Annotated in this window: 18 protein-coding genes, 1 tRNA gene and 1 pseudogene; 7 read left to right on the forward strand and 13 right to left on the reverse strand. The window is 54.8% G+C overall.

Going from position 1 to position 24,598, the window contains the following annotated elements; translation table 11 throughout:
• Nucleotides 1-8: 8 nt before the first annotated feature.
• The 6 genes from rfbF to WG78_RS14345 all read right to left on the reverse strand — a co-directional run bounded on the left by rfbF (nt 9) and on the right by WG78_RS14345 (nt 6,884).
• Nucleotides 9-776 carry a glucose-1-phosphate cytidylyltransferase gene (rfbF, locus tag WG78_RS14320; RefSeq protein ID WP_053938507.1) on the reverse strand — a complete coding sequence of 256 codons (768 nt, stop codon included), beginning with the start codon at nt 774-776 and terminating at the stop codon, nt 9-11.
• Entirely contained in the window at nt 773-2,278 is a 1,506-nt protein-coding gene (locus WG78_RS14325) for a hypothetical protein (RefSeq protein ID WP_053938508.1), read from the reverse strand. Before WG78_RS14325 ends, rfbF begins: the two co-directional genes overlap by 4 nt.
• Nucleotides 2,275-3,855, reverse strand: a complete 1,581-nt coding sequence (locus WG78_RS14330) for an NAD(P)/FAD-dependent oxidoreductase (protein ID WP_053938509.1) — start codon at nt 3,853-3,855, stop codon at nt 2,275-2,277. Before WG78_RS14330 ends, WG78_RS14325 begins: the two co-directional genes overlap by 4 nt.
• A complete protein-coding gene (locus WG78_RS14335; RefSeq protein WP_053938510.1) occupies nt 3,852-4,310 on the reverse strand; it encodes a GtrA family protein in 459 nt (152 codons plus the stop codon). Before WG78_RS14335 ends, WG78_RS14330 begins: the two co-directional genes overlap by 4 nt.
• Nucleotides 4,307-6,253 (reverse strand): hypothetical protein, encoded by a 1,947-nt coding sequence (locus tag WG78_RS14340; RefSeq protein ID WP_152969211.1) that lies wholly within the window; start codon nt 6,251-6,253, stop codon nt 4,307-4,309. The genes WG78_RS14335 and WG78_RS14340 overlap by 4 nt, the downstream gene beginning before the upstream one ends.
• Nucleotides 6,254-6,389: 136 nt before the next feature.
• Nucleotides 6,390-6,884 carry a pilin gene (locus tag WG78_RS14345; protein WP_053938512.1) on the reverse strand — a complete coding sequence of 165 codons (495 nt, stop codon included), beginning with the start codon at nt 6,882-6,884 and terminating at the stop codon, nt 6,390-6,392.
• A 144-nt stretch (nt 6,885-7,028) separates the two neighbouring features.
• Between WG78_RS14345 and WG78_RS14350 the strand changes: the two genes are divergently transcribed.
• Nucleotides 7,029-7,104 (forward strand) — tRNA-Thr (locus WG78_RS14350).
• 277 nt (nt 7,105-7,381) lie between these two features.
• Here WG78_RS14350 and WG78_RS14355 read toward each other — a convergent pair.
• From WG78_RS14355 to WG78_RS14380, 6 genes and pseudogenes are all read right to left on the reverse strand, one after another.
• Nucleotides 7,382-8,542, reverse strand: coding sequence for an NAD(P)H-dependent flavin oxidoreductase (locus WG78_RS14355; protein WP_201782452.1), 1,161 nt, complete (start codon nt 8,540-8,542; stop codon nt 7,382-7,384).
• 114 nt (nt 8,543-8,656) lie between these two features.
• On the reverse strand, nt 8,657-9,370 hold the full coding sequence (locus WG78_RS14360) for an anaerobic ribonucleoside-triphosphate reductase activating protein (RefSeq protein WP_053938514.1): 714 nt from the start codon (nt 9,368-9,370) through the stop codon (nt 8,657-8,659).
• 10 nt (nt 9,371-9,380) lie between these two features.
• Nucleotides 9,381-11,336, reverse strand: a pseudogene (locus WG78_RS14365) (ribonucleoside triphosphate reductase).
• Nucleotides 11,337-12,247: 911 nt separating this feature from the next.
• Nucleotides 12,248-12,682, reverse strand: coding sequence for a GNAT family N-acetyltransferase (locus tag WG78_RS14370; RefSeq protein ID WP_201782445.1), 435 nt, complete (start codon nt 12,680-12,682; stop codon nt 12,248-12,250).
• A 1,228-nt stretch (nt 12,683-13,910) separates the two neighbouring features.
• Nucleotides 13,911-14,756: a bifunctional methylenetetrahydrofolate dehydrogenase/methenyltetrahydrofolate cyclohydrolase FolD gene (folD, locus tag WG78_RS14375; RefSeq protein WP_053938515.1), complete on the reverse strand. Its 846-nt coding sequence runs from the start codon at nt 14,754-14,756 to the stop codon at nt 13,911-13,913.
• Between the two features lie 270 nt (nt 14,757-15,026).
• Nucleotides 15,027-15,533 carry a 3'-5' exoribonuclease gene (locus tag WG78_RS14380; protein ID WP_053938516.1) on the reverse strand — a complete coding sequence of 169 codons (507 nt, stop codon included), beginning with the start codon at nt 15,531-15,533 and terminating at the stop codon, nt 15,027-15,029.
• 358 nt (nt 15,534-15,891) lie between these two features.
• Here WG78_RS14380 and WG78_RS14385 point away from each other — a divergent pair, with 358 nt between their 5' ends.
• Nucleotides 15,892-16,209, forward strand: a complete 318-nt coding sequence (locus WG78_RS14385; protein WP_053938517.1) for a hypothetical protein — start codon at nt 15,892-15,894, stop codon at nt 16,207-16,209.
• A gap of 211 nt (nt 16,210-16,420) precedes the next feature.
• On the opposite strand, the gene WG78_RS14390 is transcribed toward WG78_RS14385, so the two are convergent.
• A complete protein-coding gene (locus WG78_RS14390) occupies nt 16,421-18,466 on the reverse strand; it encodes a hypothetical protein (RefSeq protein ID WP_053938518.1) in 2,046 nt (681 codons plus the stop codon).
• 337 nt (nt 18,467-18,803) lie between these two features.
• Between WG78_RS14390 and WG78_RS14395 the strand changes: the two genes are divergently transcribed.
• The 5 genes from WG78_RS14395 to WG78_RS22180 all read left to right on the forward strand — a co-directional run bounded on the left by WG78_RS14395 (nt 18,804) and on the right by WG78_RS22180 (nt 24,283).
• Nucleotides 18,804-19,160 (forward strand): helix-turn-helix transcriptional regulator, encoded by a 357-nt coding sequence (locus tag WG78_RS14395; RefSeq protein WP_053938519.1) that lies wholly within the window; start codon nt 18,804-18,806, stop codon nt 19,158-19,160.
• 343 nt (nt 19,161-19,503) lie between these two features.
• Nucleotides 19,504-20,142: a TnsA endonuclease N-terminal domain-containing protein gene (locus WG78_RS22495; protein WP_161805124.1), complete on the forward strand. Its 639-nt coding sequence runs from the start codon at nt 19,504-19,506 to the stop codon at nt 20,140-20,142.
• The gene (locus tag WG78_RS14405; protein WP_161805125.1) at nt 20,139-22,049 is read left to right on the forward strand and encodes a TnsB C-terminal domain-containing protein; all 1,911 of its coding nucleotides are present in this window, start codon (nt 20,139-20,141) and stop codon (nt 22,047-22,049) included. Before WG78_RS22495 ends, WG78_RS14405 begins: the two co-directional genes overlap by 4 nt.
• Nucleotides 22,050-22,064: 15 nt before the next feature.
• Nucleotides 22,065-22,988, forward strand: a complete 924-nt coding sequence (locus WG78_RS22175) for a TniB family NTP-binding protein (protein WP_083459128.1) — start codon at nt 22,065-22,067, stop codon at nt 22,986-22,988.
• Entirely contained in the window at nt 22,985-24,283 is a 1,299-nt protein-coding gene (locus tag WG78_RS22180; RefSeq protein WP_083459129.1) for a TniQ family protein, read from the forward strand. Before WG78_RS22175 ends, WG78_RS22180 begins: the two co-directional genes overlap by 4 nt.
• Nucleotides 24,284-24,598 lie beyond the last annotated feature (315 nt).

Raw genomic sequence — 24,598 nt, forward strand, 5'->3', positions numbered from 1 at the left:
CGGCCCGGTCAGGCCCAGACTTTCCAGGGCGCCTGCTGGCTGGCCCACAGTTCTTCCAGATGATTCTTGTCGCGCAGCGTGTCCATCGGTTGCCAGAAACCGGCATGAAAAAACGCCTGCAATTGATCTTGTTCGGCCAGCGTTTGCAATGGGCCGTCTTCCCACATCACATCGTCCGGGCCAATCAGATCCAGCACTTGCGGTTGCAGTACAAAAAAGCCGCCATTAATCCAGCTGCCATCGCCCACCGGTTTTTCCAGAAAAGACGTGACGGTGGTGCCATCCAGTTGCAATGCGCCAAAGCGCGCGGGCGGGCGCACTGCAGTCATGGTCGCCAGTTTGCCGTGTTGCTGATGGAATTGTAGCGACGCGCTGATATCCACCGAGCCCACGCCGTCGCCATACGTCATGCAGAACGGGCCATCAATATGATCGGCAATGCGCTTGAGACGCCCGCCAGTTTTGGTCAGTTCGCCGGTATCCACCAGCGTAATGCGCCAGGGCTCGGCTTTCTTTTGATGCACCTTGACCTGATCACCCTGCATATCGATGGTCAGATCGGACATATGCAGACTGTAATTGGCAAAGTATTCCTTGATCATGTAACCGCGATAGCCGCAGCAAATGACAAAGTCGTGAATACCATGCGCCGAATACATTTTAAGGATGTGCCACAAAATCGGCTTGCCGCCGATTTCGATCATGGGCTTGGGGCGCAATGCGCTTTCTTCGGAAATGCGCGTACCGAGGCCGCCGGCCAGAATGACTGCTTTCATGGTTTTGCTCCCGCTGGCAAAGGTCGGCCGTGGTTATCCACAAACTGCAGATTGATCGGGGCCAGCATGTTTACAAACCAGGGCGCGCGGACGTGGGCAAAGTAGTGCGCGGCGCCTTGCGTTTCGGTAAAGGTATTCAAGGTGAGCGGCGAATCCCAGCGTGGCCACAACACGGCGCGCGCGATTTCGTGCAATGCCGTAATGCTACCGATGGCCAGCACGGTGCACACCCCCACGGCGGCCATACGTTCGCGGATCACGGACCAACGCACCTGCGCCAGATAATCGATGCTGGCAATGCACAACACCAGCAGCGGCGCGATCGAGGCGCGCATCACCAGATCGTTGTTGGGGCCAAGGTGAAACAGCGGCAGGATCAGCAGGATGGCGCCCGTCGTCAGCAGCAAGCCATCGCGGCGTTGGCGCAGCAACAGCGCCCACAGAATGACAAATTCGAACACCACAAAAGCGACATACAGGATGATGCGCGCCAGCAACGGCTGGGCGGGCTGCGACATGGCGGCCACGCTGGCAGAATCCAGCACCAGGTAATAGGCGCACAAGGCGGCGGCGGGGATGAACAGCGGCGCCAGTTTGAGCGTTGTGATGACGTCCTGGCGCTGGCGCAAATGTTTGAGCGCATACACCAGCATGAACGGCAGCGTGCCGATGGTGGTGAGCGGCGACCACAATGGCAGCACCGTCAGCCACAGCGGCAACATGCGCAGGCCGCGCGGATCGTGCCAGCGTGTGTAGATAAATACCGCAAACAACCAGCCCGGCAGCGTGTGATTGGGCACCCAGAACAACAAGGTGGAGTTGGCCGAGTACTGGAACACATACGCCCACCACTGGATGTGCACGGTGGAAAACAAGGGTTGCGGATTAAACAATACCAGGCCGCCCAGCCAGTCCATGCCGCTGTACAGTGGCAGCAGCAAGAGCAACAGTCCGAGAAATTTCCAGCCTTGCCGCACCAGCGCCAATTGCGCCATCACCAGAAAAACACCGAGCGCAGTCCACAGCAGCAGCCCGAACTGCGCCATGGGCAGGCCAACAAAGCGGCCAAACAGCGCGGGCACCAGGTAATAACCGAGCGGACAGCGCAGCAGCCACGATTCATGCGACGGCAAAGTTTGCACTGCCAGCGGGCCGGTAATGCGCGACAGATCCAGCAACAGCGCGTCGCGCACATGCCAGTCGAAGGCGTTGGCGTAAAACAGATGGCCCGCGCCACCCAGCGCCGACCACAACAGCACGACGGCAATCAGCAGCAACCATTGCAATGGTTGCGGACCGCGCCAGCCCGGCTTGTTGCCCGTGTGCAGCAACGGAGCGTGCAATGTCAGCACAGCGCCCGCCGCCAACATCAACGCCAACGGCACGCCATATTGCGGCTGGAACCACGTCAGCAAAAACACCCATACCGGCGCCGCCAGGTACAGCGCGGCGGCACGAGTCAGCCAGGGGCAAAGGCGGTCCGGAGCGTAAGAAGCGGTCATTTCTCTTCGTGGTACTCGTCGTCGATATTGATGGCCCAGATCGCGGCTTTATCGCTATTGCCACGCAGGATGTTTTCGACCGCCAGTTTGGCCGTCAGCATGGAATGATCCTGATTGTTATAGCGGTGCATGCCATTGCGGCCCACCAGATACAGATTGCGCAACTGGTCGACTTGCTCGCGCAGCGTATCGAATTCGTTGTAGCTGCCAAAATAAGCCGGATAAGCCTTTTCGACTTTAACCACCGTGCCATCCAGTACATCGGCTTTATCAATCAGGCCAATCTTGACCAATTCGTCCTGGGCAAAGGCGAAGAATTGATCGCTGGGCATTTGCCACAGCGCATCGCCCTCGGAACAAAAATATTCAAGGCCCAGCCACACGGTATTGGCCTCATCGGCGACCAGGTACGGGCTCCAGTTATTAAAGATCTGCAAACGGCCCAGTTTGACGTCGCGTTCCTGAATGTAGATCCAGTTATCAGGCAACAGATTGTTGGCGGTATCGGGCAGGCTGTGTTTGCTGTGACGCAATTTGCGCACCAGCACGCCCACTGTAATGAAATCGCGATATTGCAGGCCTGCGGCAATGCGTTGCGCTTCGGCGTTAAGCGGTGGCTGAATGCCGGCCACCAGTTCGCGCATCGGCATCGTGGAAATGACTTCATCCGCCGCAAAATCGATGTTTTGATTGGCTTGGGCATCATGCGCCTGCACGGCGGTGATTTTGTCGCCGTCGCGTTGCAAGCCCCAAACCTTGTGGTGGAAATGCAGCGTGCCACCCAATTGGCGCACTTGCTCGGCCACCACTTCCCACATCTGGCCAGGACCCAGACGCGGATATAAAAATTGTTCGATCAGACTGGTTTTAACCGCCTGTTGCTGGCCGCCGCCAAACAGGTTTTTACGAATCTGATTGGCCGCGTGTTTGATCGCCTCGGTAATCGACAGCCCTTTAATACGCTGTGCACCCCATTCCGAGCTGATTTCCTGGCACGGTACGCCCCAGACTTTCTCGGTGTAATCCTTGAAAAATGTCAGATAAAGCTCGCGACCAAAGCGGTTGATAATGAAATCTTCTAGGCTTTTCTCGTGCTTGATCGGGGCGAGGCGCGCTTTGGCATAGCTGGCCAGAATTCGCGCAATCCGCACCGGGCCCAGATTGCGCACGGTGTTCAGATTCATTTTGACCGGGTAGTCAAAAAAGCTGCGCAAAAAATAGATACGCGACAAACGCGGGCGCAGCAGCATATGGCGCTCAGCATCGGCACCGCCTTGCGTAGGAATGCTGCGCGTTTTGTTCTGATAAGAAATAACCGCCTGATCGCCATCGCCTTTGGCGGGCAGAATCTGCTGCCACCAATTCATCACCCAATCTGATTTGGAGAAGAAACGATGGCCGCCGATATCCATGCGGTTGCCCTGGTAATTGATGGTTTTGGAAATACCACCAATATCGCCGGAGGATTCCAGCACCGTGACATGAATGCCGGGTTCAGCGCGCAATAGTTCGAGCGCAGCGGTCAGGCCTGCCGGGCCCGCGCCAATAATGACGATTTTACGATTAGACGTGCTCATACCGATTCTTGATGCAACCGCGTGGTGGCCACGAGGCCAGGGTGGGAACGGGCCTGGCTGAACAACACAGTGCGCCGCCCGGCAAAATTAAACACCAACACCACCGCCGCAGCGATGAGTTTGGCAATCTGGAATTGCAGACCAGCGTATTTGATACACGCCACCATCACCAGATCGTTGATGGCGAGACCGACCAGGCCGATCGCCACAAAAATCGCGAATTCCAGCCAGCGCGACTGCAGCGTGTGATTGTTGAACACCAGCTTGACGCACAACGCGTAATTGACGATCGCACCAACAATAAAGCCCGCCGTCGCGCCCCACAAAACGCCGCCATGCAGCGCTTTGACCACCAGCGTGAGCATGGCAAAGTCGCAGACGAAGGCAATGCCGCCAATGCCGACGTAACCGGCAAACTGGCGCAGCAAGCCGACGGGGATGGGGAGGCGGGTCATTGGCTGGCCTTGGCGGGCGCTGGTGCTTGTGCTGGCGGGGCGTACGGCAGCGCAAGCCAGGTTTTACAGCTGTAGAGATTGAGACCGTTGGGAAAATCCGCCGTTTTGATGTCCCAATGGGCCGCTACCGGGTAGGGCGCTTTAAAGCCCGACACAATCCAGTTAATGCGATGGTCAACATGACACAGTGCGGGCGTGATGGTCCGCGCGCTGTCGTCGCAGCCTGAGGTGGCCCACAGCTTGCGGTCACATTGTTTTGTCTCGTAATGCCGGAACAAGACGGTCATCCGCGTGATGAAGTCGGCCGCGAAATCGCGGTTGAACAGCACGGCCGAACCTTGCATCGGGTTAGCGTACGTGCTGCGATTGAGCACGAGCCATGGCATGGGCTTGAACTGGTTCCACAGCACGATATCTTGTGGCGGAATCAATGGCGAAAACGGATTGGTGGCCGCGGCGGATTCAAATAACGCTTCTTGTGGCGAACGACGGTCCCATGTGGCCAGCGTTGAAACCGCAAAGACCAGCAGCAAGCCGTAGGTAAAGGCGGGCCGCGAAACCCAGGCACACAGCGCAATCAAAACGATGAAAATTGCTGCAGCGACCATATGCGCGTCGAGCAATTGCAGGCGGGTATTCGTGAACTGGATTGAGATAAAGACGGACGCTTCCAGCGTACTGGTGATGACTGCCATTAGCACGATCAGGCCAAGCGCAATGTTCAGGATGCGGGCTAATTGGGGGCGGACTGGGATGTCGCGCACGAAAGTCAGCGCCAGACCCAGCGCCGCGAACGCGAGACAAACGTCATAATGCCGCATCAAGGTAGCCAGTACGGCCAGCGTGGCGGCCCACTTGGCAGGCAATGGTAACTGCCGGGAATGCCCCATCAACCATGCCAGCGTAAAGCCGGGCAGGATGGCCTGGAACAGCCAGAATGCGCGCCACGACTGCACGGACAGCACCAGTACATTGCGCAACCAGTCGCCACCCATTGCGCTCACCAATGCCACCAATACAGCGGTAATCACCAAGGCATGCAGCAGGGTGCGATTACGGCCAGGGCCCGCCAGCCTGAGATAAAGCACGTACAGAATCAGCGGACCACCTTTGAGCATCCAGTCGTCGGTGCTCCAGATACGCAGCAACACGTCGGCATTAAAGCCGAGCACCAGAGTCCACCAGGGTTGATCGTAAGTCAGCGTCAGGCGCGCAAACGGGCCTACGTGCTTGAAAGCCATCACCGCGACAGCGATCAATAGCAAAACGGCCGCCGAGATGGCCCAGGTGCGGGCGTGGATGAAAGTCGGGCGCAGTATCAAATGCACGTACCAGACCAGCAACCCGCCGAGGCCCATCAGCGGGTGTAGTAGCGTGGCAAACAGCATCCAGCCCAGTGCGCTAAAGGTACGGCGGCCCAGCAGGCAATAAATACCGGCAAGCGCGGCCAGTTCTGAATAGCTGCGCGAGGTCAGAAACGGTTCGTTAAACCAGAAGATGTTTTGTCCGCCGTAAAAGGCGGGCAGGATCATGGCGGCCAGGCATGCCACCACCGCAAGCCGGGAATCAGCCAGCATACGGTTAAAAATCAGATAGATAAGGCTGAACCACATCGCATTGGCGATCAACATCAGAATCTGGCCTGCGGGCGATGCGCCGATCAGATGGATCAGCGCAGCAAACACGCGTGTAAACAGCGTGTAGTCATCCTGCGAGCCATGCATGAAATACATTTCATGCGCGTAATTCTGGGGGTACAGCTGGTGCAGCGCTTGCCCAAGGTAGAGCAGGCCATCGTGCCAGAAGCCAAACCAGGGATGACACAAGATCCAGCTTAACAACAAAAAGCAGGCCGTCGTTTTGGGATTCTGCGTTATGAACGCGATAAAGCGCGTACGCCATGCAGGCGCTGTCATCGAGTCGTGGGGAAGAACGCTGGACATCAAATGGGAATCCGGAGTGATCACGCGGCGTTAAAGCAGGAAGACACAGAGGTCAAAAACTAAAACACCCGCCCGAAGACGGGCGGGTGTCCCTGATCAGACTGCGACAACGGTCCTGATCAGATAAGGCATCGCCTTAGCGGCAGTTTGCCGGAGCGTACTTGGCCGGCAGGGTACCTTGCGAACCAATGCTGCCCTTGTTGCTGTGGCCTTCAGCCGAGCAGTCCCACTGCACTGCGTCGGTCGGAATGACGCCAACTGCCAGAGCGGAGATGGTGGTGCCCGGAGTGGCGGACGTGCCACCGCTCAGGTAGTACGGGTTCAGGAACAGATTGCCGCTACCTGCGGTGCTGGTGTAATAGATACCGATCACGCCGGTCGAGAAGATCGACACGCTGCCTACGTTGTTGGTGGAAGCCGGAACAGCGAAGCCCAGGGTCAGTGCATTGCCGTTGGCGGCATTGTCAGCAACCACAGTCTTGGCCGCATCGCCCAGACCCAGACCTTCAGTAACCTTGGCGCGGATGATGTAGTTCTGGTAAGCCGGGATAGCCACGGCAGCCAGGATACCGATGATCGCAACCACGATCATCAATTCAATCAGGGTAAAACCCTTTTGCATGCGTTTCATTTTATAACTCTCCAAATATTGGTGGTGTGCGGTAGCACCGCGCAGCCAAATATTAGCAAAACCTGTGCCACGCCCAGCGGTACGCCTGGCGCTGCCAGACGCAGGTTTGCGCTTTGCACAAGATTACGTATAATCGCGGCTCTTGCCGTTGTAGCTCAGTTGGTAGAGCAACTGATTCGTAATCAGTAGGTCGAGTGTTCGATTCACTTCAACGGCACCAAAGCTAGTAAACAAAAGGGGTCAGACTTCGGTCTGGCCCCTTTTGTTTTGCGGCTTGGGGCACGCGGCGTGCTGCGGGTGGCGGTTTGAAGTGGGTGTGGGGCGGGCGTAATGGCGTTGGCATTCGTCACCAAAGCGTTACGCCCGTCGCTGACTAAAGGCGGCGTAAGCTTTCGATAAAAAAGGCCAGTTGCGTATGCAAGCTGGCCTTTTTGCGACTCAAGTGACGATTTTCGTCACCCGCTAAATTCGAAAATTGTCAGAAAGAGCTGATGGCATTACGCCAAAGCGGGTCGTGTACCGGTTAACAGATAGTCGATCAGCTCGCGCACCGGGCGGATTGCCGCGCCAAACGGTAGGGGGTCGGCGCCGCGGAAGAACAAGCCGCGTGCAACTTCACCGCGCATGGCGGCGGCCAGTTTCAGGTCGATGCAGAACTGGCCCACCTTGGCCAGGCCGTCGCGCAAGCCGCAGACTGACAGGCAGTTCATGCCTTGGGTGCAGCGTGCGGGGTCGGCCTTGGCGTTGGATTGCAGTCGCGCTTCGCGGTTGATGTAGTTCTTCAACCATGGCGTCAGTACCGCGCGCGCGGGCAGGCCGGCCACGCTCATAAACTCGACAATGTCGTCGGGGCCTGCGTTGGCCAGTATTTGCTTGAAGTTCTCGTGCGCGTCGCCTTCCTGCGTGACGGCGAAGGCGGTGCCCAATTGCACGGCGCTGGCGCCATTGGCCAGATAGTGCGCTACTTGCTCGTGCTGGTTGATGCCACCGGCCACGATCAGCGGCACCTGGCGTTCGCCCAGTTGCAGCTCGCGGAAGACGTCGTGGGTTTCGGCCAGCACGCGGTCGAATTCAAACTTTGGATTATTGATATCGTCCAGCCGCGTTGCGCCCAGGTGGCCGCCCGCATGCGCCGGGTGTTCGATCACGATGGCGTCAGGCAGGCGATTCTTTTTGATCCACTTTTTAAGAATGACCGCGATGCCGCGGCTGTCTGACAAAATCGGAATCAGCGCGATATGCGGAAAGCTGGCCGTTACTTCAGGCAGGTCCAGTGGCAGCCCTGCACCCATCACGATGGCGTCCGCGCCCGATTCGCAAGCCTGGCGCACATACCCCACATTCGAAGCCACTGCTTTCATCACGTTAACGGCCACCATGCCATTACCGGATGCGGTGTGCTGCGCCAGTTTGATTTCACGATCCAGCGCGATGTAGTTGAGCGTGTCCAGGCCTGCCTGGTCTTTGATGTCTTTGCTTTGCGCCAGCAGGTCGGGGTGATGGTGGCGCAGATCGACGGAAGCCACCGTGCCTACGGCGCCGAGTGCAGCGACCGCGCCAGCCAGCTTGTGGGCGGAAACACCGACGCCCATGCCACCCTGGACGACCGGGAGCAGTGTTTTGCCCTTGATCTGCAGGGGATTGAAGCGATGATTCAGCATGGACGGAGCCTTTGGCGAGAGAATTAAGATTCGCGAGTCTGCCGGTTTCGCCGCGCCCATTTCTTGATCTGAGTCAAAACGTTTCAGTGGAGATGATGCTGTCAAAAATATTCACGTTATTCCGCGCACGCTGAAATGGGCAAACAGAGCGCCCATTTCGCTTAAAAGCGCGGCGTCCGGCCAGCCCTGGGCGATCGGCAACGCCTGGTCGCAACCCGCAGCGCGGTAAGGTTGCAACACATAATGTTGAACGCCTTGCACGGCCAGCGTGGCGGCCAGGCGGCGTAGTTGCGCCGTATCTAATAAGGCGGGATGCAGCGTGGTGCGGCATTCATAGGCCACGCCGCTGGCCAGCAAGTGTTGCAGCGACGTGCGCGCCTGCGCGCCACTTTTAAGCCTGGTGGTGATCTGCGCGTAATCCGCAAATGGCGCTTTGATATCAAAGCCCACCCAGTCGAGTAGCGGCAGGCAGCGCGCCAGGCGCTCTGGCCACGCGCCGCCGGTATGCAGCGCGGTCTTCATGCCCAGCGCTTTTACATCGGCCAGCATGCGCGGCAGCAATGGCTCGCTCAGCGGCTCGCCGCCGGAGAACACCGCGGCGTCCAGCAAATGGCGCCGGGTTTGCAGCCACGCCAGCGTATCGGACCAGGCGGGCGCCCCCGCATGCGGCTTGCGGCTAAGCAGATGCGGATTGTGGCAATAACTGCAGCGCCATGGGCAGCCCGCCAGAAACACCACGCACGCCAGTTGTCCCGGGTAATCCACGCTGGAAAAAGGGATCAAGCCGCCGATAACAGGCTGTCTGGTTTGCGCGGTGAGCGTCATTGCGGTTGCCTTATTGTTTAAAGAATTGGCGTTCGGCAAATTCGGCTTGTTTGCCGATATTAAAGGCCGAAACCGGACGGTGATAACCCATTACGCGGGTCCAGATTTCGCAACGTGTACGCAAGGACGGATCAAGTTGGGTGGCTTGTTGTTGCAGCATTTCAGGGCGGATGGGTGCGTTCATGGTGGCGTATTCCTTGTTAATAAAATAAGTGGATCAGGCGACGAGGTCAGGTTGGCCCAGCAATTCGGCATCGCAGCGCGGGCAGAACTCGTGCTGGCCGCTTAAATAGCCATGCTTGGGACAGATCGAAAACGTGGGAGAAATGGTGATATACGGCAGGCGGAATTGCGTGAGTGCGCGTTGTACCAACGCGCGGCAGGCATCGGCCGAAACCATCGCTTCATTCATATATAAATGCAGCACCGTGCCGCCGGTGTATTGGCGCTGCAGTTCTTCTTGTTGTTCCAGCGCGTGGAAGGGGTCATCGGTATAGCCCACCGGCAATTGGGTGGAATTGGTGTAATACGGCTGCGACGGCGTACCCGCTTGCAAAATGCCGGGACAACAGCGTTGATCGGCTTTGGCAAAACGATACGTGGTGCCTTCAGCGGGCGTGGCCTCCAGGTTATATAAATGGCCGGTTTGCTCCTGAAATTGAGTAATGCGCGCACGGATATGCGTCATTAAACGCAAGGCCAAAGCTTTGCCGCTGGCGCTGGTGATATCGTCCGCGCCCGCGCTGAAATTGCGGATCATCTCGTTAACGCCATTCACGCCCACGGTGCTGAAATGATTGCGCAGGGTGCCCAGATAACGCTGCGTATACGGATACAAACCGCCATCCATAAAGCGCTGAATCAATTCGCGTTTGATTTCCAGACTGTCGCGCGCCAGATCCATCAGCGCATCAACGCGCGCCAGTAAACCGGCTTCGTCACCCTGATATTCAAAGCCCAGCCGTGCGCAATTCAGCGTTACCACGCCCAGACTGCCGGTTTGTTCGGCTGAGCCAAACAGCCCATTGCCGCGCTTGAGCAATTCACGCAAATCAAGCTGCAAACGGCAGCACATCGAACGCACCATGTGCGGTTCCAGATCGCTATTCAAAAAGTTCTGGAAGTAGGGCAAGCCATAGCGCGCCGTCATTTCAAACAAAGGACGGGTATTGGGATGGTCCCACGGAAAATCACGCGTGATGTTGTAAGTGGGAATTGGAAAGGTAAACACGCGCCCGCGCGCATCGCCTTCGGTCATCACCTCGATATAAGCGCGATTAAGCATATCCATTTCGGCCTGCAATTCACCATAGGTAAACGGCATTTCCTGGCCACCCACATACGGAATCTGCTCGCGCAAATCCGCCGGGCAAATCCAGTCAAACGTCAGATTGGTAAACGGCGTTTGCGTGCCCCAGCGGCTGGGCACATTCAGATTAAAGATCAGTTCCTGAATGCATTGTTTGACCGCGTCATAACTGAGCTGATCCACCCGCACCAACGGCGCCAGATAGGTATCGAATGACGAAAACGCCTGCGCGCCCGCCCATTCGTTTTGCAGAGTGCCAAGAAAATTGACGATCTGCCCGATTGCACTGGAAAGATGTTTAGGCGGCCGCGCATCAATCTTGCCGGGCACGCCGTTAAAGCCTTCATGTAATAGCCGCCTTAAAGACCAACCGGCGCAATAGCCGCATAACATATCCAGATCATGAATATGCATTGCACCACTGCGATGCGCCTCGCTAACCTCGGGCGGATAAACCGCATCCAGCCAGTAATTGGCGATGACCTTGCCGCTGGTGTTAAGAATCAGCCCGCCCAGGCTCCAGCCCTGATTGGCATTGGCGTTAACGCGCCAGTCGGAGCGATCAAGATATTCATTAAGCGTGGCTATGGGATCAACCAGCGTGGCGGCCGCGCTGCGCAAGGTAGGAAGCGGGGTGCGGCTAACAGGAGCAGACATCGGCGGGCCTCAAGATATGGTGTTTGTTTGGCTGACCGATACCATATCTTGTGTTTGAGGCGGACGAAACTCACAAGCCGCGCAAACTTGATGTTCGTCAAATTAAAGGTTGAAATCCTACAATCAAAGAATGAAATCCTAAATAGCCAAAGGCTGAAATCGACGCATACGGCATTTGTAAAGGCCAAGTATTTAAGGAGCTAGACGTTTGCCTGCGGCCAGCTCGGCGACCTTCGGTGGCGCTGTGCGGCGCACGTTGTAAACGGAAGCCGTCAGAGGGCGCAACGGCACGTGGGTTATTTCAGCTGACTCAAGAGCCGCCTAGACAGTGTTGGTGGTTTCGATCAATTCTGTCATATCTGTTTCCTCGCATTTTTGTTTGCCCATCTCTCCGCCGGAGCGATGATCACCTTTTCGGTGATTGCAATGAGCCCGGCCCCCTGGAAAGCGTAGCGTGGGCTTGACCCTCTGAGCGGTTCGGCTGCAATCACACTCCAGGCAAAGGTGCGGCTTCGGGAAAAGGAGAGAGGGAATCCCTGGTGACGGACAAGGCTGGGCGAAGCCCCCTCCCATCACGGGGAGGGGAAGGGTGGGAAGCTTTTGTTGGTGGGGCTAACCACCGGCCGGATAAATGTCCGCCTTGCACTGCAGCGGGCCGGCGCTAGCCTAGTGCGATGACGATTCCCCGGCGGTAGCAGGGCAACGAACCCGCATAACCCAGCCACGCGGGATCGGCCGCTAACTTTGCAATCGAGCGAAACCCCGCTTTTGCAGGTGGATGCCCGCCGTCCCGGCTGCTACGTCGGCGACCAGCTCGTCGCCCTGATCCCGGCCGCGTCCGGTCTCCGGACGTCGTCGCAAGGGGTCAGCGGGGTGGCAGTACCAGCCGGTAACTGAGCCGATCCGCAACCCTATGCGCCCCCAAGGCCTGACAAAACGCAATGCCGCGGATTGAACGCCTTGACGGGCCAATCCACGCGGCAACAACCATGATCGGCGGCGTATTGCGTAACCCAGCTCATCAAGGCGTGGCCGACGCCGCGGCCGCGCTGATCGCTGCGCACGTACAGTTCTTTCAGTTGCAGCTGGCGGCTTTGGCCGGGCGAGGATTCTACGAGTGACCAAGTCAGCGCCACTGCAGCAAAACCCAGCACATGGTCCGCCTCGTCAATGGCGACGACCAGCCGCAATGGAGAATCGGGAGCCCGCAGATTGTCGCGCAAATGCGTTTGCACGCTTGATCGTTCAGGCAGCGCGCCTTGGTGGTAATGACCATGCAATTCGCAGAGCGCGTCAACCAACGATTCTTGCGGTCCGGTTGAAAACAGAAACACTTGCATAGGCATCGAATAGCTCGAGTGGGTAATGCATTAAGAGTGGGGGACGGGCGCACATGACTCCGACGTATTCAAGCGGACAGCTGCGCTTGCGGCAACGGTCTGAACCGGAATAGAACTGCGCTCGCTGCAGCCGGTCTCGTCCGAAAATGGGAAGAGGCTGACCTCAAAGTGTAGCAAGAGAGCCAGGAGTCGCCCCGCGCCGAGCAAAACGGCAAGCGCATTGTGGCCGCATGCGTGCGATAAATCCGGCAGCGATAATGCGTATCATCGTTGCGCGGCCGAAGGGATGAGATCCCGAAAAAACGGCTAGCGACCGAGGTTGTGCTTACCAGGGAGCTTGTTTTTGGATATCAGGAAACCCGGGAACTGCCTGGCCGCCCTCGCCGTGTTGATTTCGTTGTGTGGAGTAGTCATCCATGTCGGTGCAATTTTCGCGGGATTGCCGTGACTCCGGTTTTTCAATGCGCCGCAAAAAATGATCGCTTCATATGAAGCGGGAACCCGGCTTGCGACAGCAAGCTGCCTCCTGATCGCTGGATTAATGGGCATTTGTGCCTACTACGCTGCATCCGCGCCTGGAATCGTTCGGCGCGCCCTGTGCTGCAGCAATCGGGATTGCTGGTAATAGCGACCGTATGTGTCATTCGCACCGCTCTTCTACCCGTTCTGGTGACCAGACACCCGGAATTAAGAAATACTATCGAGATTGTGGCTGCGATTATCTGGGGTAGCGCGGGAGTGGGCTTTATAGCGGGTTTTTTCATAGCTTATGATAGTCGGCGCGGTCACTGACCTGGATGCACAGATCGCCAGAAATCCGGTTTGAGGTGTTTCGCTCATACCCAATTTACATCGATCCATGCCACGGCTGCCGCAGGCGCTCTTGCAAGCGCGATCCCTCTCTTGGCCAGTCGCCGTGACAATTGATTACGCGTGTTGCTCCACCGCATCCACCCGACGTTTGTGGCTAACTGTAATCGTCGTCCGACCCCCCTCTTTGCCCGTTTCATTCAGGCTGACGGCGATGCGGCTGCCTTTGTATCCAGTGTCTCTATAGCTTTTTCCATAGTCATTCCGCAATCACCCATTGTCACGAACGACACGAGGTCGCGCGTTGACCTACTGTTTGGAGGCGCTGCGACCAAGGGACGTTTGCCGTTCGGAAACTGGACCGATTGAGGCGGTATAGTTGTAATTAGGATAGATTGTAAAGCAAGCATGTCCATCTTGAGGGTTATCCCAAGGTGGCCTCAGCGGAACTCACGCAGTTCGCAATCAACGTGCTGATGGTCATCGGCCCGACACCACCAGGTACTGGCGTATATGCGGCCACGCGGGATGCCAAGGGTTTCAGTTCAATATCCCCAACGCCGTCAGGGTGATAACCGGCATCAACTACGACTGCGCCATCTTTAATCCACTTGGCCTTGATGAAGGCAGGTTTACCCACGGCGCCCACTACCACGTCAGCCTGTCTGACCAAGTCTGGCAAATTCGCGGTATGGGAGTGGCAGATGGTCACTGTACAGTCGGCGTTCAACAGCATCATTGCCATGGGTTTACCCAAAATAGGGCTCCGGCCCACGACCACCGCATGCTTACCACGCAGTTCAATCCCGTAGGCAGACAATAGTTGCATGATGCCTCCCGGCGTTGCGCTACTGTATGCGCATTCACCCATCGTCATCCGGCCAAATCCGAGGCAGGTTACACCGTCGACATCTTTGTTTCGGGCTATGGCATCAAAGCAGAGGCGCTCGTCAACATGTTTTGGCACAGGGTGTTGCAACAAGATGCCATGCACATCCGGATTGCCATTGAGCGAATGGATTTGGTCGAGCAAATCTTCCGTAGTCGTCGATGCAGGCAGCTCAATCCGGAGAGAATCCATCCCCACGCGCGCGCATGCATTGGCTTTCATCTTGACGTAGGTCGCGGATGCAGGGTCATCGCCCACCAGGATTGTCGCTAGAATCGGGATCCGACCGCCTGTTACTCTTTTAAAATTTGCAACCCGCGCGCCCAAGTCGAGCTCGCGCTGTATTGCAGTGGCTTTGCCATCCAGTACAACTACAGTCATGATCGGCCCCGTGTAAAGATCGTGGATTATTGCACATCGCCTGAATTCGAGAGGTACCAAGGGAGCCAGGAAGACTATGACTGGCACTGTTCAACGCTTGCTAGCAGTTTCAAGGCGAGAATCGGGCCCACGACGTCGATTGCACCGAGCAGACCTTCCGCACATTCGCAATATTTAGTGCAATAAGATCTGGGAAATCCGGTGATCTTGCTTTTGATGGAAATCTTGTTCGTCATGGAAAACGCCTGCTGCGTGTGGCAACTTCGCACGCTAAGCACCTGTCGAGCAACGTTTCCATGTTTTATTGGCATCCATCCATGCCAGCCAGCCAGCCCGGTGCGCTCTTGCGTCATAGAGCGCATGGTGCCAAGGGCTATCCTTGGAGTGGTAGGCGGCGACCGCTTTATCAAAAATACCTGAATCGATCATTGGCCTCAGATCTAACCAGCCAACAAAATTAACTGGCCATTCACCTTCGAATGTATCAGCCAGCAGATCTCGGTCATGCTGGGAGTCACAAGCGAGAGTTACGCTTCTCGGAAGTGTGGCAAACCAAGCACGTAGTCTCGTCTGTATATCAGCTTCCCGAGTGATCGCGTTCGGCAGGAGACCTAAATGCCTCCATACCTCCGCCTGCACAAACGAGTTACAGATTGCCCGGTCAAAATCCTGAACTTCAAGATAAAGCTCATGTTGGCCGTCCTCACTTACCAGTCCAATGCTGATCAACTGACTGTCACTGAAGTCTGTGAATTCGGTATCGAGAAAGACCAGCATACGAGAGCCTTGGTAAACGACGTTAGCAGATCCGTCAGTTCTTTCCGCGCCACTCAAAGGCCCGAAGAAATTCGACCGGAGATAACGCTAGCGAATGTAACCAGTCATCCAGTTCAACCAAGTCGAGGCGTCTATCAAGTCCTTCCACTTTTGCGACGTATGACTGGGGCCTTCCCAAACGCCGCGCCAGTTCCACTTGAGTCACCCCGGCGGCTAGGCGAGCGTCTACCAGCTTGCGGATGAATGAGACGTAGCGGGGATCATGGATGGATTTCACTCCACCATAGAATCACCGGCCCAATATTATCCCAAAACAGGATATTATTGAGCCAGCTTCGCTTTTTTTATTGAGGACAAAATGGCTTTTCATCGTGTGGGTCGGTCGTATCTGTCCGACGCCGAAATGCATGCGCGCACGGCTCACTGGTTAGACATATTGGTGCCCGGACTTATATGCGCTGTGGGTGTCTATTTTCTGGATAGCTGGCTATCGAGGGCGGCTTTTTTTGTGCAACACACGACGACAACCAAGCTGATCGAAGTGTCTGTTGGACTCATCATGTTCTCGGCGGGTTACGTCTACCGCAAGTACATTGTTGCTCTGGGCTTTCTGATTTTTGTCCTTGCCGCGCTTATCGCGGTAGGGAGTGGGATTTGGCACTGGTTGCTGAAATGAGCGAGGTGGTTGCGCGGCTGACCGGCATCTGAGCGTGTGGCGGAAGTTTCTTCCTGGTAGCTGCCGACATAATTATGGTGCCTGGGGCTGGCACAACAGGTGTACTTTTCTGAGATACGCGGCATCATGGTGCGGGACGCCTTCAAAATCAAAAAACAGGATAATTTCGGCATCATCGCCAGCACGAGCCCGTAATTGGCATTGCCGCCACCTAAAAACGCACGTATTCCGTGTAACGTTCCCTGAGCGCATTTGTGTCAGCAAGTTTAGCCAGCGGCTCAAAGGCTTCAAGCAATAGCGAAATGGTTTGCGCCGGCAGGCCCTCTGTACTATCCCCGATCAGCTCCAGAATTCCGCGCAAAATGTGGTCCATGGCTCCAGGATTGGTATGTGTTTGTTCATCCTCAATCCGTTTGTTCAGCGCATTGGCTAGTTCTTGGTGGCTGCTAATTCGTTCCTCCAGACAAAGGTTAGCCGCTGCATACCTGACATAACCCCGCTCAGCTTTGGTCAGAGCGACCGCGGCTCGATAGAGGTTGGTTACCCAAACAGGCTGGATATAGGCCACGGGGTCGCGTAGTTCGCATGAGAAAAAGAACTGCAGCGCGGTTGCAGCGGCCAATGGTTCCGCAGTCCAGTCTGCGCCATCCAGCAGGGGCGTGCGGCTTGCAGCGCGAATGTCAAACATCGAATCCAGCTGCCTCGCAGTTTCTGCAAGTCGGCGTTTTTGGAATAGTCGTGAGAGCGGGGAACTGAATTTCTTTTTTAAGAGCCAGCGCTTAGCTGCAGGGGCCAGTTCTTCCTGAAACCAGCGTAAAGCCTGTTCGCAAGTCCACCAATTGTTCGATTCATTTTCTCTACCCCGTGCGTCATTTTCAGGAGACCAGAGGATTGCTACTTCGCGATCACCGGTGAGACCATTTATTTTCATGCCTGAGAATATGCCATACCATTCACGGCTTCCTTGTTCGCCGTTCTTTCTGCTGCAGGGCATGAGTGAAGAAAGGTGGCATTCAAAGATATGCCATGAACTATCACCTTTTTCCATCTGATGTTCTTGCGCAAATCGAAGCAGCCACTCCCAGGCCGTAGACTGCATCGTCGCGAGAATGACCCGCTGCCCGACATGTTGAGTGACTGGAAAATTTTTGCAGCCCCAACGCCGCTCAATCCCCGCCAAAGCTTGGCGGATCTCTCCCGATAGATAGTCGGCTGCATTTGCCAGTTCTCTGACAGCGTCTGCAGGAAGCGAAAATCGGCAGTTTGGAAAGTCTATGAGATGGCGACCTTCATTCCTGCGCACGTCCCCTTTCACGATGAAGCCTCTGTATCGGCCATCCAGTGGGGCTCCCTCAGCGAAAAGAAAGTTCTTTAACAGCCAGGTATGGGACAGCACTGTCGTAAAGCCAGCCAGGTCGTGCTTCTTCCAGTCGAGAACGACGGACACAAAGACGTTGCTGGTATTAGGCATCCGTACGCTCAGCGTAAACCAAGGTCCTTTGAACGACCAAAATTCTCGACCCTTGCAAACGGTTCTGATTTCGCCATCAATGTAAAAATCAGCATTTTGTGTCCGGTCGTTAACCTCGATTGGAGGACCAAGTAGGTGGGCCCGGGCTTCTTCAGCAATCATCGCATCCGGATGGCTTAACAGCTTATCTAGTTTGTGGTAGAAGCCAACCCGCTTCATCCAGATATTGCCAAAGGTAGCGATATCAAAAGCCGGAAAGAATTTGGACAGGACGTCTGGGTGTTCTTGAAGGCGCTCTGTGAGGTGTTCCGCCGTCCATAACTCGCTTTCAATCCCCTGTTCTTTCAGACGAGCTTGCTGCTCTATCCACCTTAACCCCAAGTTCCCGCTGATCTTGTGCTGAGCCATGATGATGACAAACATGTAGGTCTTGCTGGCCCAATCGCTCCTCAGAAAAGCGCTAACTGCATCACGGAGGCGTTTGGGGGTGAAGTCTCTCCAACACTTGCATTCAAACACGATCAGCTTGCCAGGACGGAGCGCGCTCTGGCCAAAAAGATCGATCCCATATTGCTTAACCCCCTTTTTTCCCAACCGGGTGCATCCCAACAGTCGGTACTCCTTCTGCAAAATCCACCAACACATTTGCTCAAATGTATGGGAGTGCATGTCTTCGTACAGAGGAACAACCGCATTCAGGGGAGGGGTCGATGTATATGGCGCGATTTCGGCATCGGCCTGCAAATGTGCAGGCCAGTTTTGGGGAAATTGTTCGTCGTACGACATTCGGGGGCTCGTTGTGGAGGTGACCGGAAGAGCGCTTATCGTTGCTTGGAATGAAGATCTCTTGAAGATCGAATGTTGTTTGTTGGACAGTGCACTGATATTTGCGCTACCCGAAAGAGGGTATGGCGCACTCCATCCTGTTGCACTTCACTGACGCGTGCATACCTTCGAAAAACCCTACAGATTGGGAGGTTTTAAGCGGGTTCAATAATTATGCAGTCCGGCATTATGGCTTGAGAAAATTTTCTGGCTGTAAAGCACGAGCATTTGGATGGCCGGATTTTAAATTTTGTCAGGCTGAAATCATCCATTAATTAAAAAAAATCGATTTAGAAAAATGATTTTGGATATCTCCTCAGGAGTTGACTTTCTGGCAAATAGATTCGACCGTAAAAGATCATTGACAGCGGTAATACTTTGCTATTACGGTAATAAACGCGAGATAAGTACCGAGTACCGGGAGAACGTGATGCAGACTCAGTTAATAGATGCCAAAACGGTTGCCAAAATGTTGTTATGCAGTGGCAAAACACTGGACAGCTTGATTGCGGCCGGGGAAGCTCCGCCATTTCTTCGATTCGGACGTGTTCGCCGATGGCGCGTTGAGGACGTCAATGCGTGGATCGAGTGCAGGATTAAGGCTGAAACCAGCGTTAACGTTGATAAGGGAAATGGATTTATTGAAAAGATATAAGACAGAATGCTTGAACAAGAGAGAGATGCTAGCCAACAGCTGGCATCGACATTGAACTTGCAAATCCCCACATATTCGCAAACGAAAAACCCCTGAAATTTCCGGCAAGAAATTATCAGGGGTTCCGTAATGAAATCGACCACTTGGGAGCAGTCGATTTCATTCTGGCGTTTCAATTGTCTCGTGTCAAGCTGACCCGGGGCTAGGGCCTTTGCGCATGTCTTGAATATCGACACCACGATAGCCAGGACGAAAGGAGCCAAGAAATGAAATCATGCACGATGTACCTGCGGTATTACGGCGGAAACGCGTCCGCGAGCTCGCGTGCCCCAGGGGGACGGCCATGCTGATCCCTTCGGTGCGCAGAATCCACAACCGTAACTCTCGGAAGGTTATCGGACACAGCTACTCCTATAAAATGGAGGGACTTCTCACTTGGGAAAGCACGCTCGAGCGAGACTGGCTGCTTCGGCTCGAAGTCGATTCGCGCGTCCGTGCCATAACCGCACAGCCACGAAAATTTGATATCTGGCACGACGATAAACGCCGTCTGTATACCCCTGACGTGCTCGTCGAATGGGTCGACCCATCACGGCGCCCGACCCTGCAAGAAGTCAAACCCGACCGGGTGGCGCTCGAACCCGGGTGGCAAGAATACTTTGGCTCAATCCGCGAAACGGTGGATAAAGATGGATGGGACTTTGACGTAATTACTGAGTCTCAGATCAGGCAAGAGCCGCATCTATGGAATGCGAAAGCGCTCCGCATGTATGCCGGAGTCCAAGTCTCCCTCAAGCAGCGTATATCGGCGCAGGGCCTCGCCCGGAACGGCTGCTCGATCAGCGGGCTTGCCGCCCGGTGTCCGCATCTTTCGCCAGAGACGATTTATCGACTCATCCTCGACGGCGCGCTGAGATTTTTGCATCACGAGCGTCTGTCGAGTGGCACCGTGGTTTGGACGCCGGAAGAGGCATCCCGATGAACAGTCTCTTTGTTGGCATTCGGGTAACAATTGGCGGCCATTCCTACCGTGTCTTGGAAGCGGATCCCGATCGTCCAGTGTTGCTATATGGTGACCGATCAAACCTGAGTCGAAAGCTTTCCTGGCAGGCTGTAGAGGCAATGCTTGCCACGGGCGACATCAAGCTCGACCCGATACAAGATATCTTGCGACGCGACGACGGTCTTCCGCCTATTCCATCCCTTCTGGCGCCCGACGGTCAGGCCGAACTGAAACGGCGTCTTGCCTATGTTCGCGCTGTTATCGCGCAAACATCGGAATGGTCGCGGGAGGCGGCCGTGCGGCCCATTGTGAGTGCGGTGGCGCGCAATATTGGCGATGCCAAGCCACCAAGTAATATAACAATCTGGCGATGGTGCAAGCGATATCAGGACAATGGCCAGGACGCCATGGTCCTCACTCCACGTACAGCAAACTGTGGTCGGAGAAAGGGACAAGTTGACCCTGAAGTACTGGCGATCTTCGACGATGTGGCCGACGAGTTTTACCTGACACGAAGGCGGATGAAACGGATTGATTTGCACGCAATTCTTACTGACCGACTTATTGACGCAACCGCAAAGGGTAAGAGATTCCGGATACCGACGTACCAGTCAATGTGTAAATGGCTCAAGGCGAGGATTGATCCTTATATCGCTCTCATCCGACGCGAAGGACGATCCTTCGCAGACAACCACTTCCGCAGACGGGGAATGGGGCCCTCGGCACAGTTCGCGCTTGAACGCGTCGAATTTGATCACACGGTTCTCGATATTTTGGTGGTTAACCCCGAGACCGGCGAGCTGCTGGGCAGGCCGACGTGTACAGCGGCCATCTGCCGCAGGACACGCATGATTTTCGGGATTTATGTATCTCTCGATCCCCCCGCAACCCTCGGGGTAGTTCAGTGCCTCAAGCAGGGGGCGCATAGCAAAGCTGCGATCCTTGCTGAGATTGGCCACTCGAATTTGACGTGGCCGGTCGAAGGTTTACCTCGACTTGTGGTTGTTGATAACGGTCCGGAATTCCATGGATTCAGTGTAAAAGCAGCTGCAAGCGCATTTGGCATGGATATTCAGTATTGCCCGCCAGGTAGCCCGGAATATAAAGGATGCATTGAACGTTTTTTGGGTTCCTTGGCGACCGGATTGATCCATGGGTTACCAGGGAACACCCAATCCAACCCTAAGGCACGCGCCAGATACCCTTCCGAGAAGCTCGCAATGTTAAGTTTGAGCGAAGTTCAGAAACTTGTCTGGAAATGGGTGGTTGTTGAATATCACAATCGTCGGCACCGAGAGCTTGGCCAGACTCCTCTCGAATGCTGGGAGGAGCTGGTAAGGGAGATGCCGGTCCCTTCGTTACAGCCGGGACTTGAACTTGAATTGGCCACGGGAATCGTGTTTAAGGTGCTCGTTCGAGGAGGAAAGGTCAGGAAAAAGAACGCGGCTTATTCGCATCCGCGCCTGATTCATATTGAGCAGCGTTGGAAAGACGAAGTTACGCTTCGCATCAATCCAGACGACATGACTGAAGCGTATGTCTATGACCCTACCGAAAAAATCCTCTTGAAGGCCGATTGTATTAATCCAGATGTTGAGCCGGGGCTTAGTTGGTCCGACTTCATAAAAAGAAACAAAGACCGAAGGACGAAATGGTCTTCATCCGTGGAAAGCGAAGTTTTGCGAAAGGCAAAACTTGGCCTCATTCTCGAATTGGATTACCTGCATAAGACTGCCGAAAAAAAAGCAACATACAAAAAAACGCCTAAAAGAAATTCCAATCTGAAGGAGGACATTGCGATAGAAGGCTTAGAACGCCGCGCGGACGAAAGTTGTGCTTCGGATATGTCGGCAGACGAGACCCTTTGGGGAACCGGCACTTTCTGAGGAGGGAATTACACGATGCATTTGCTAGATTCAGAACAATTAGCCAAAATAATCCAAATAAATAAAATTTATATTGCTTATCCGCGTTTCCAGAGGATTTTGTTCGAGATTCAGCGTATTCAAGAGGAATCGCATGCGACTCGTACACCGCGTTGTATGTTAATAACAGGCGAAACTGGTGTAGGTAAATCCAGCTTGATAGCTCAATATATAAAAATGAACCCCAGTGGAAAATCGATTGACGGACGGGTAATGCCAGTCCTCAAAATTGAGGTGCCATTGCCAGCTACGATAAGCGCTTTGATAACAGCCATGTTAGAAGCGCTCTCGGCTGATTTCGCCAATACAGGAACTTTGTCCAAACGACGATCTAATTTGGTGTCATTAATGACTGGGTGTGGCGTAAAGCTTGTCATTATTGACGAATTTCAACATTTGGTGGAAAGAGGAAGTGACATCAAGATAGGCAATGTCGCGGACTGGATTAAATCATTAATTAACGAAACTAATATCCCGATTGTGTTGGTCGGGGTTCCCACCGCTATGGCTGTTCTTGAACACAGTCCGCAACTTGCCCGGCGATTTCCGATGAGGCGCGAGATCAAGCCATTCGATTTTGTGCGAGAGCCTTCTGAGTTCATGAAGCTATTAGAGCATTTTGATGAGCAGCTTCCTTTTGCCAGGATTAGCGGCTTGGCAGACCCGGATCTCGCACCCAGGCTGTTTCTCGCATCAAAAGGCGTCTTCGGTCATTTGGCCTTTTTAATTCAGGAGGCAAGTCGGTTCTGCTTGTTAGCGGGTAGTGCCAGACTGGAGAAGGTGCATTTTGTGGACGCGTATGCATTATACGGAGCGCCCTTGGCGAAGGGCGGCGAGAACCCTTTCAAGATTTCTGCTGAGCAGGTTTTAAGCAGAATCGCGAAGTTGAGAAGCAAATGAACTCAGACAAGCTATTGTTCTGGCCACGTCGGCAAAGGCGCGAAAGTATGAATGGTTATTTGCTGCGCTTGGCTGAGGCTCACTGCCTGACATCCGTGGCGAAGCTGGCCCCATTGCTCGGGCAGACAAAGGGAAAGCGCAATCCGAATCATCTCCGCCTTAGCGATTTTGATATTCAAGACCTTGATCGGATGGCTGAAGCCTTGCACACCGACGTAGCCTCGCTTGTGCCCGAACCGCGATGGCTGCGCACCAGATCATATCGCGACGGAGTTATCGAATATTTAGGGCGACTATGGCCTCGAAGCCTGCTTCGTTTCAGTGACCGAGCGTGGTGCCCGGAATGTCTCTGCTCCACAGGCATTGCGCTGGAGATCTGGGAATTCTCATTTGTTACAAGCTGCGACTTGCATCTCAGGTCGCTGGCACATTCATGCGGTCGCTGTGGAAAGCATGTCAGCTGGCGAAATTCTCGGGTTAATTCCTGTCATTGCGGCGCGGCACTTAGCGATGCAAGGACCGTCCCCGTACCATATGCGGGATGGGAACAGATCGCTTATTCAGCAGACAGAATAGTCCAACTGCTTTTACTCACGACTATCTGGGGACACTCTCTCCACGTTAAAAAAGTCGTGACTTCGATCCGCCAGTACTCGTTTGATGAGATCCGGCAACGCGTTGATCCGGCACTTGGTTTCATGGCTGAAGGGCAGGACTTGAAACAGTCGCTGTTTGACGCCATGAGCGCGAAACTGAAAAGGTATCCGCGACTTGGACCCCGTTATGCCGCAGCGGCGCTCTTGGCTGAAGAGAGAGCCGACTTTGGCGGTCGAGGGCTTTTAACGGCAATCGCGGAAGAATGGTTCGCACTACTGTCGACAACGGCTCAGCCATTGGACGACGACGATGGCACAAGTGGGCCACCCTCAGAGCTGGAAGCGCCATATGCCTGCACGATACTAAATATCTCCCAACAAAATCTGATCGAACTTGTGCAATTAGGCGTATTGCGCAAACCCATAGACGACTCGCATAGTCCTGGAATCGTAATTCGTATTTGTACTGAATCGATTGAGCAACTTATCGCAAAGATAGAGACATCGTTAAATCCTCAGCTACAGCCCTATGACAGCTATTCCTCGGCGACTTTGGCTTTTCGGCACAACAACGATCTCGTCGTAGGGGTCATGAATGGAGAGATAGTCCCCTGCAGGTTTGATGCGAAGTTGGGCTTGCCTTCTTTGAAAACTGCGAAATCGAGATATCGGATACTGCCGGAGCGCTTAATGGGATAGCCGGTGTTTGTCAGAAGATAGCGCGAAAACTGAGAATGTAGCCGACTGTCCAGTCGCGCTCCTGAACCTGCCGACTTGATAGCACCAGATTAGGGAGATGAATGGCAGGGGCGATGCGCGGGAGGCTTGCTGGAGGAATGTGGGGCTCCCATGTGCTGTCGGGTGTGACCTAACGAGGATTAGGACTCTCTTTCATGAAGAGAAAATGAGGATGCGGCCGAATTGCAGCCTGGACGTTGGATACGTCATATTGCCATTCCTTACAGGACGGTTGAAATGGACTGCTATGTGCATGATGTGGAATCCACTACGGTG

Origin of the sequence: Amantichitinum ursilacus (assembly GCF_001294205.1) — a bacterium.
Classification (GTDB): domain Bacteria; phylum Pseudomonadota; class Gammaproteobacteria; order Burkholderiales; family Chitinibacteraceae; genus Amantichitinum; species Amantichitinum ursilacus.

Bases quoted from the DNA above. Each gene is read 5' to 3' on its own strand.
- WG78_RS14395 (WP_053938519.1), top strand. From the start codon at position 18,804: ATGATTTTGGATATCTCCTCAGGAGTTGACTTTCTGGCAAATAGATTC.
- WG78_RS22175 (WP_083459128.1), top strand. From the start codon at position 22,065: ATGCATTTGCTAGATTCAGAACAATTAGCCAAAATAATCCAAATAAAT.
- WG78_RS14405 (WP_161805125.1), top strand. From the start codon at position 20,139: ATGAACAGTCTCTTTGTTGGCATTCGGGTAACAATTGGCGGCCATTCC.
- WG78_RS14330 (WP_053938509.1), bottom strand. From the start codon at position 3,855: ATGAGCACGTCTAATCGTAAAATCGTCATTATTGGCGCGGGCCCGGCA.
- WG78_RS22495 (WP_161805124.1), top strand. From the start codon at position 19,504: ATGCTGATCCCTTCGGTGCGCAGAATCCACAACCGTAACTCTCGGAAG.
- WG78_RS14340 (WP_152969211.1), bottom strand. From the start codon at position 6,253: ATGTCCAGCGTTCTTCCCCACGACTCGATGACAGCGCCTGCATGGCGT.
- WG78_RS22180 (WP_083459129.1), top strand. From the start codon at position 22,985: ATGAACTCAGACAAGCTATTGTTCTGGCCACGTCGGCAAAGGCGCGAA.
- WG78_RS14380 (WP_053938516.1), bottom strand. From the start codon at position 15,533: ATGCTGGTCTTTCTCGATACCGAATTCACAGACTTCAGTGACAGTCAG.
- WG78_RS14390 (WP_053938518.1), bottom strand. From the start codon at position 18,466: ATGTCGTACGACGAACAATTTCCCCAAAACTGGCCTGCACATTTGCAG.
- WG78_RS14325 (WP_053938508.1), bottom strand. From the start codon at position 2,278: ATGACCGCTTCTTACGCTCCGGACCGCCTTTGCCCCTGGCTGACTCGT.
- WG78_RS14335 (WP_053938510.1), bottom strand. From the start codon at position 4,310: ATGACCCGCCTCCCCATCCCCGTCGGCTTGCTGCGCCAGTTTGCCGGT.
- WG78_RS14345 (WP_053938512.1), bottom strand. From the start codon at position 6,884: ATGAAACGCATGCAAAAGGGTTTTACCCTGATTGAATTGATGATCGTG.
- WG78_RS14370 (WP_201782445.1), bottom strand. From the start codon at position 12,682: ATGCCTATGCAAGTGTTTCTGTTTTCAACCGGACCGCAAGAATCGTTG.
- rfbF (WP_053938507.1), bottom strand. From the start codon at position 776: ATGAAAGCAGTCATTCTGGCCGGCGGCCTCGGTACGCGCATTTCCGAA.
- WG78_RS14385 (WP_053938517.1), top strand. From the start codon at position 15,892: ATGGCTTTTCATCGTGTGGGTCGGTCGTATCTGTCCGACGCCGAAATG.
- folD (WP_053938515.1), bottom strand. From the start codon at position 14,756: ATGACTGTAGTTGTACTGGATGGCAAAGCCACTGCAATACAGCGCGAG.
- WG78_RS14360 (WP_053938514.1), bottom strand. From the start codon at position 9,370: ATGACGCTCACCGCGCAAACCAGACAGCCTGTTATCGGCGGCTTGATC.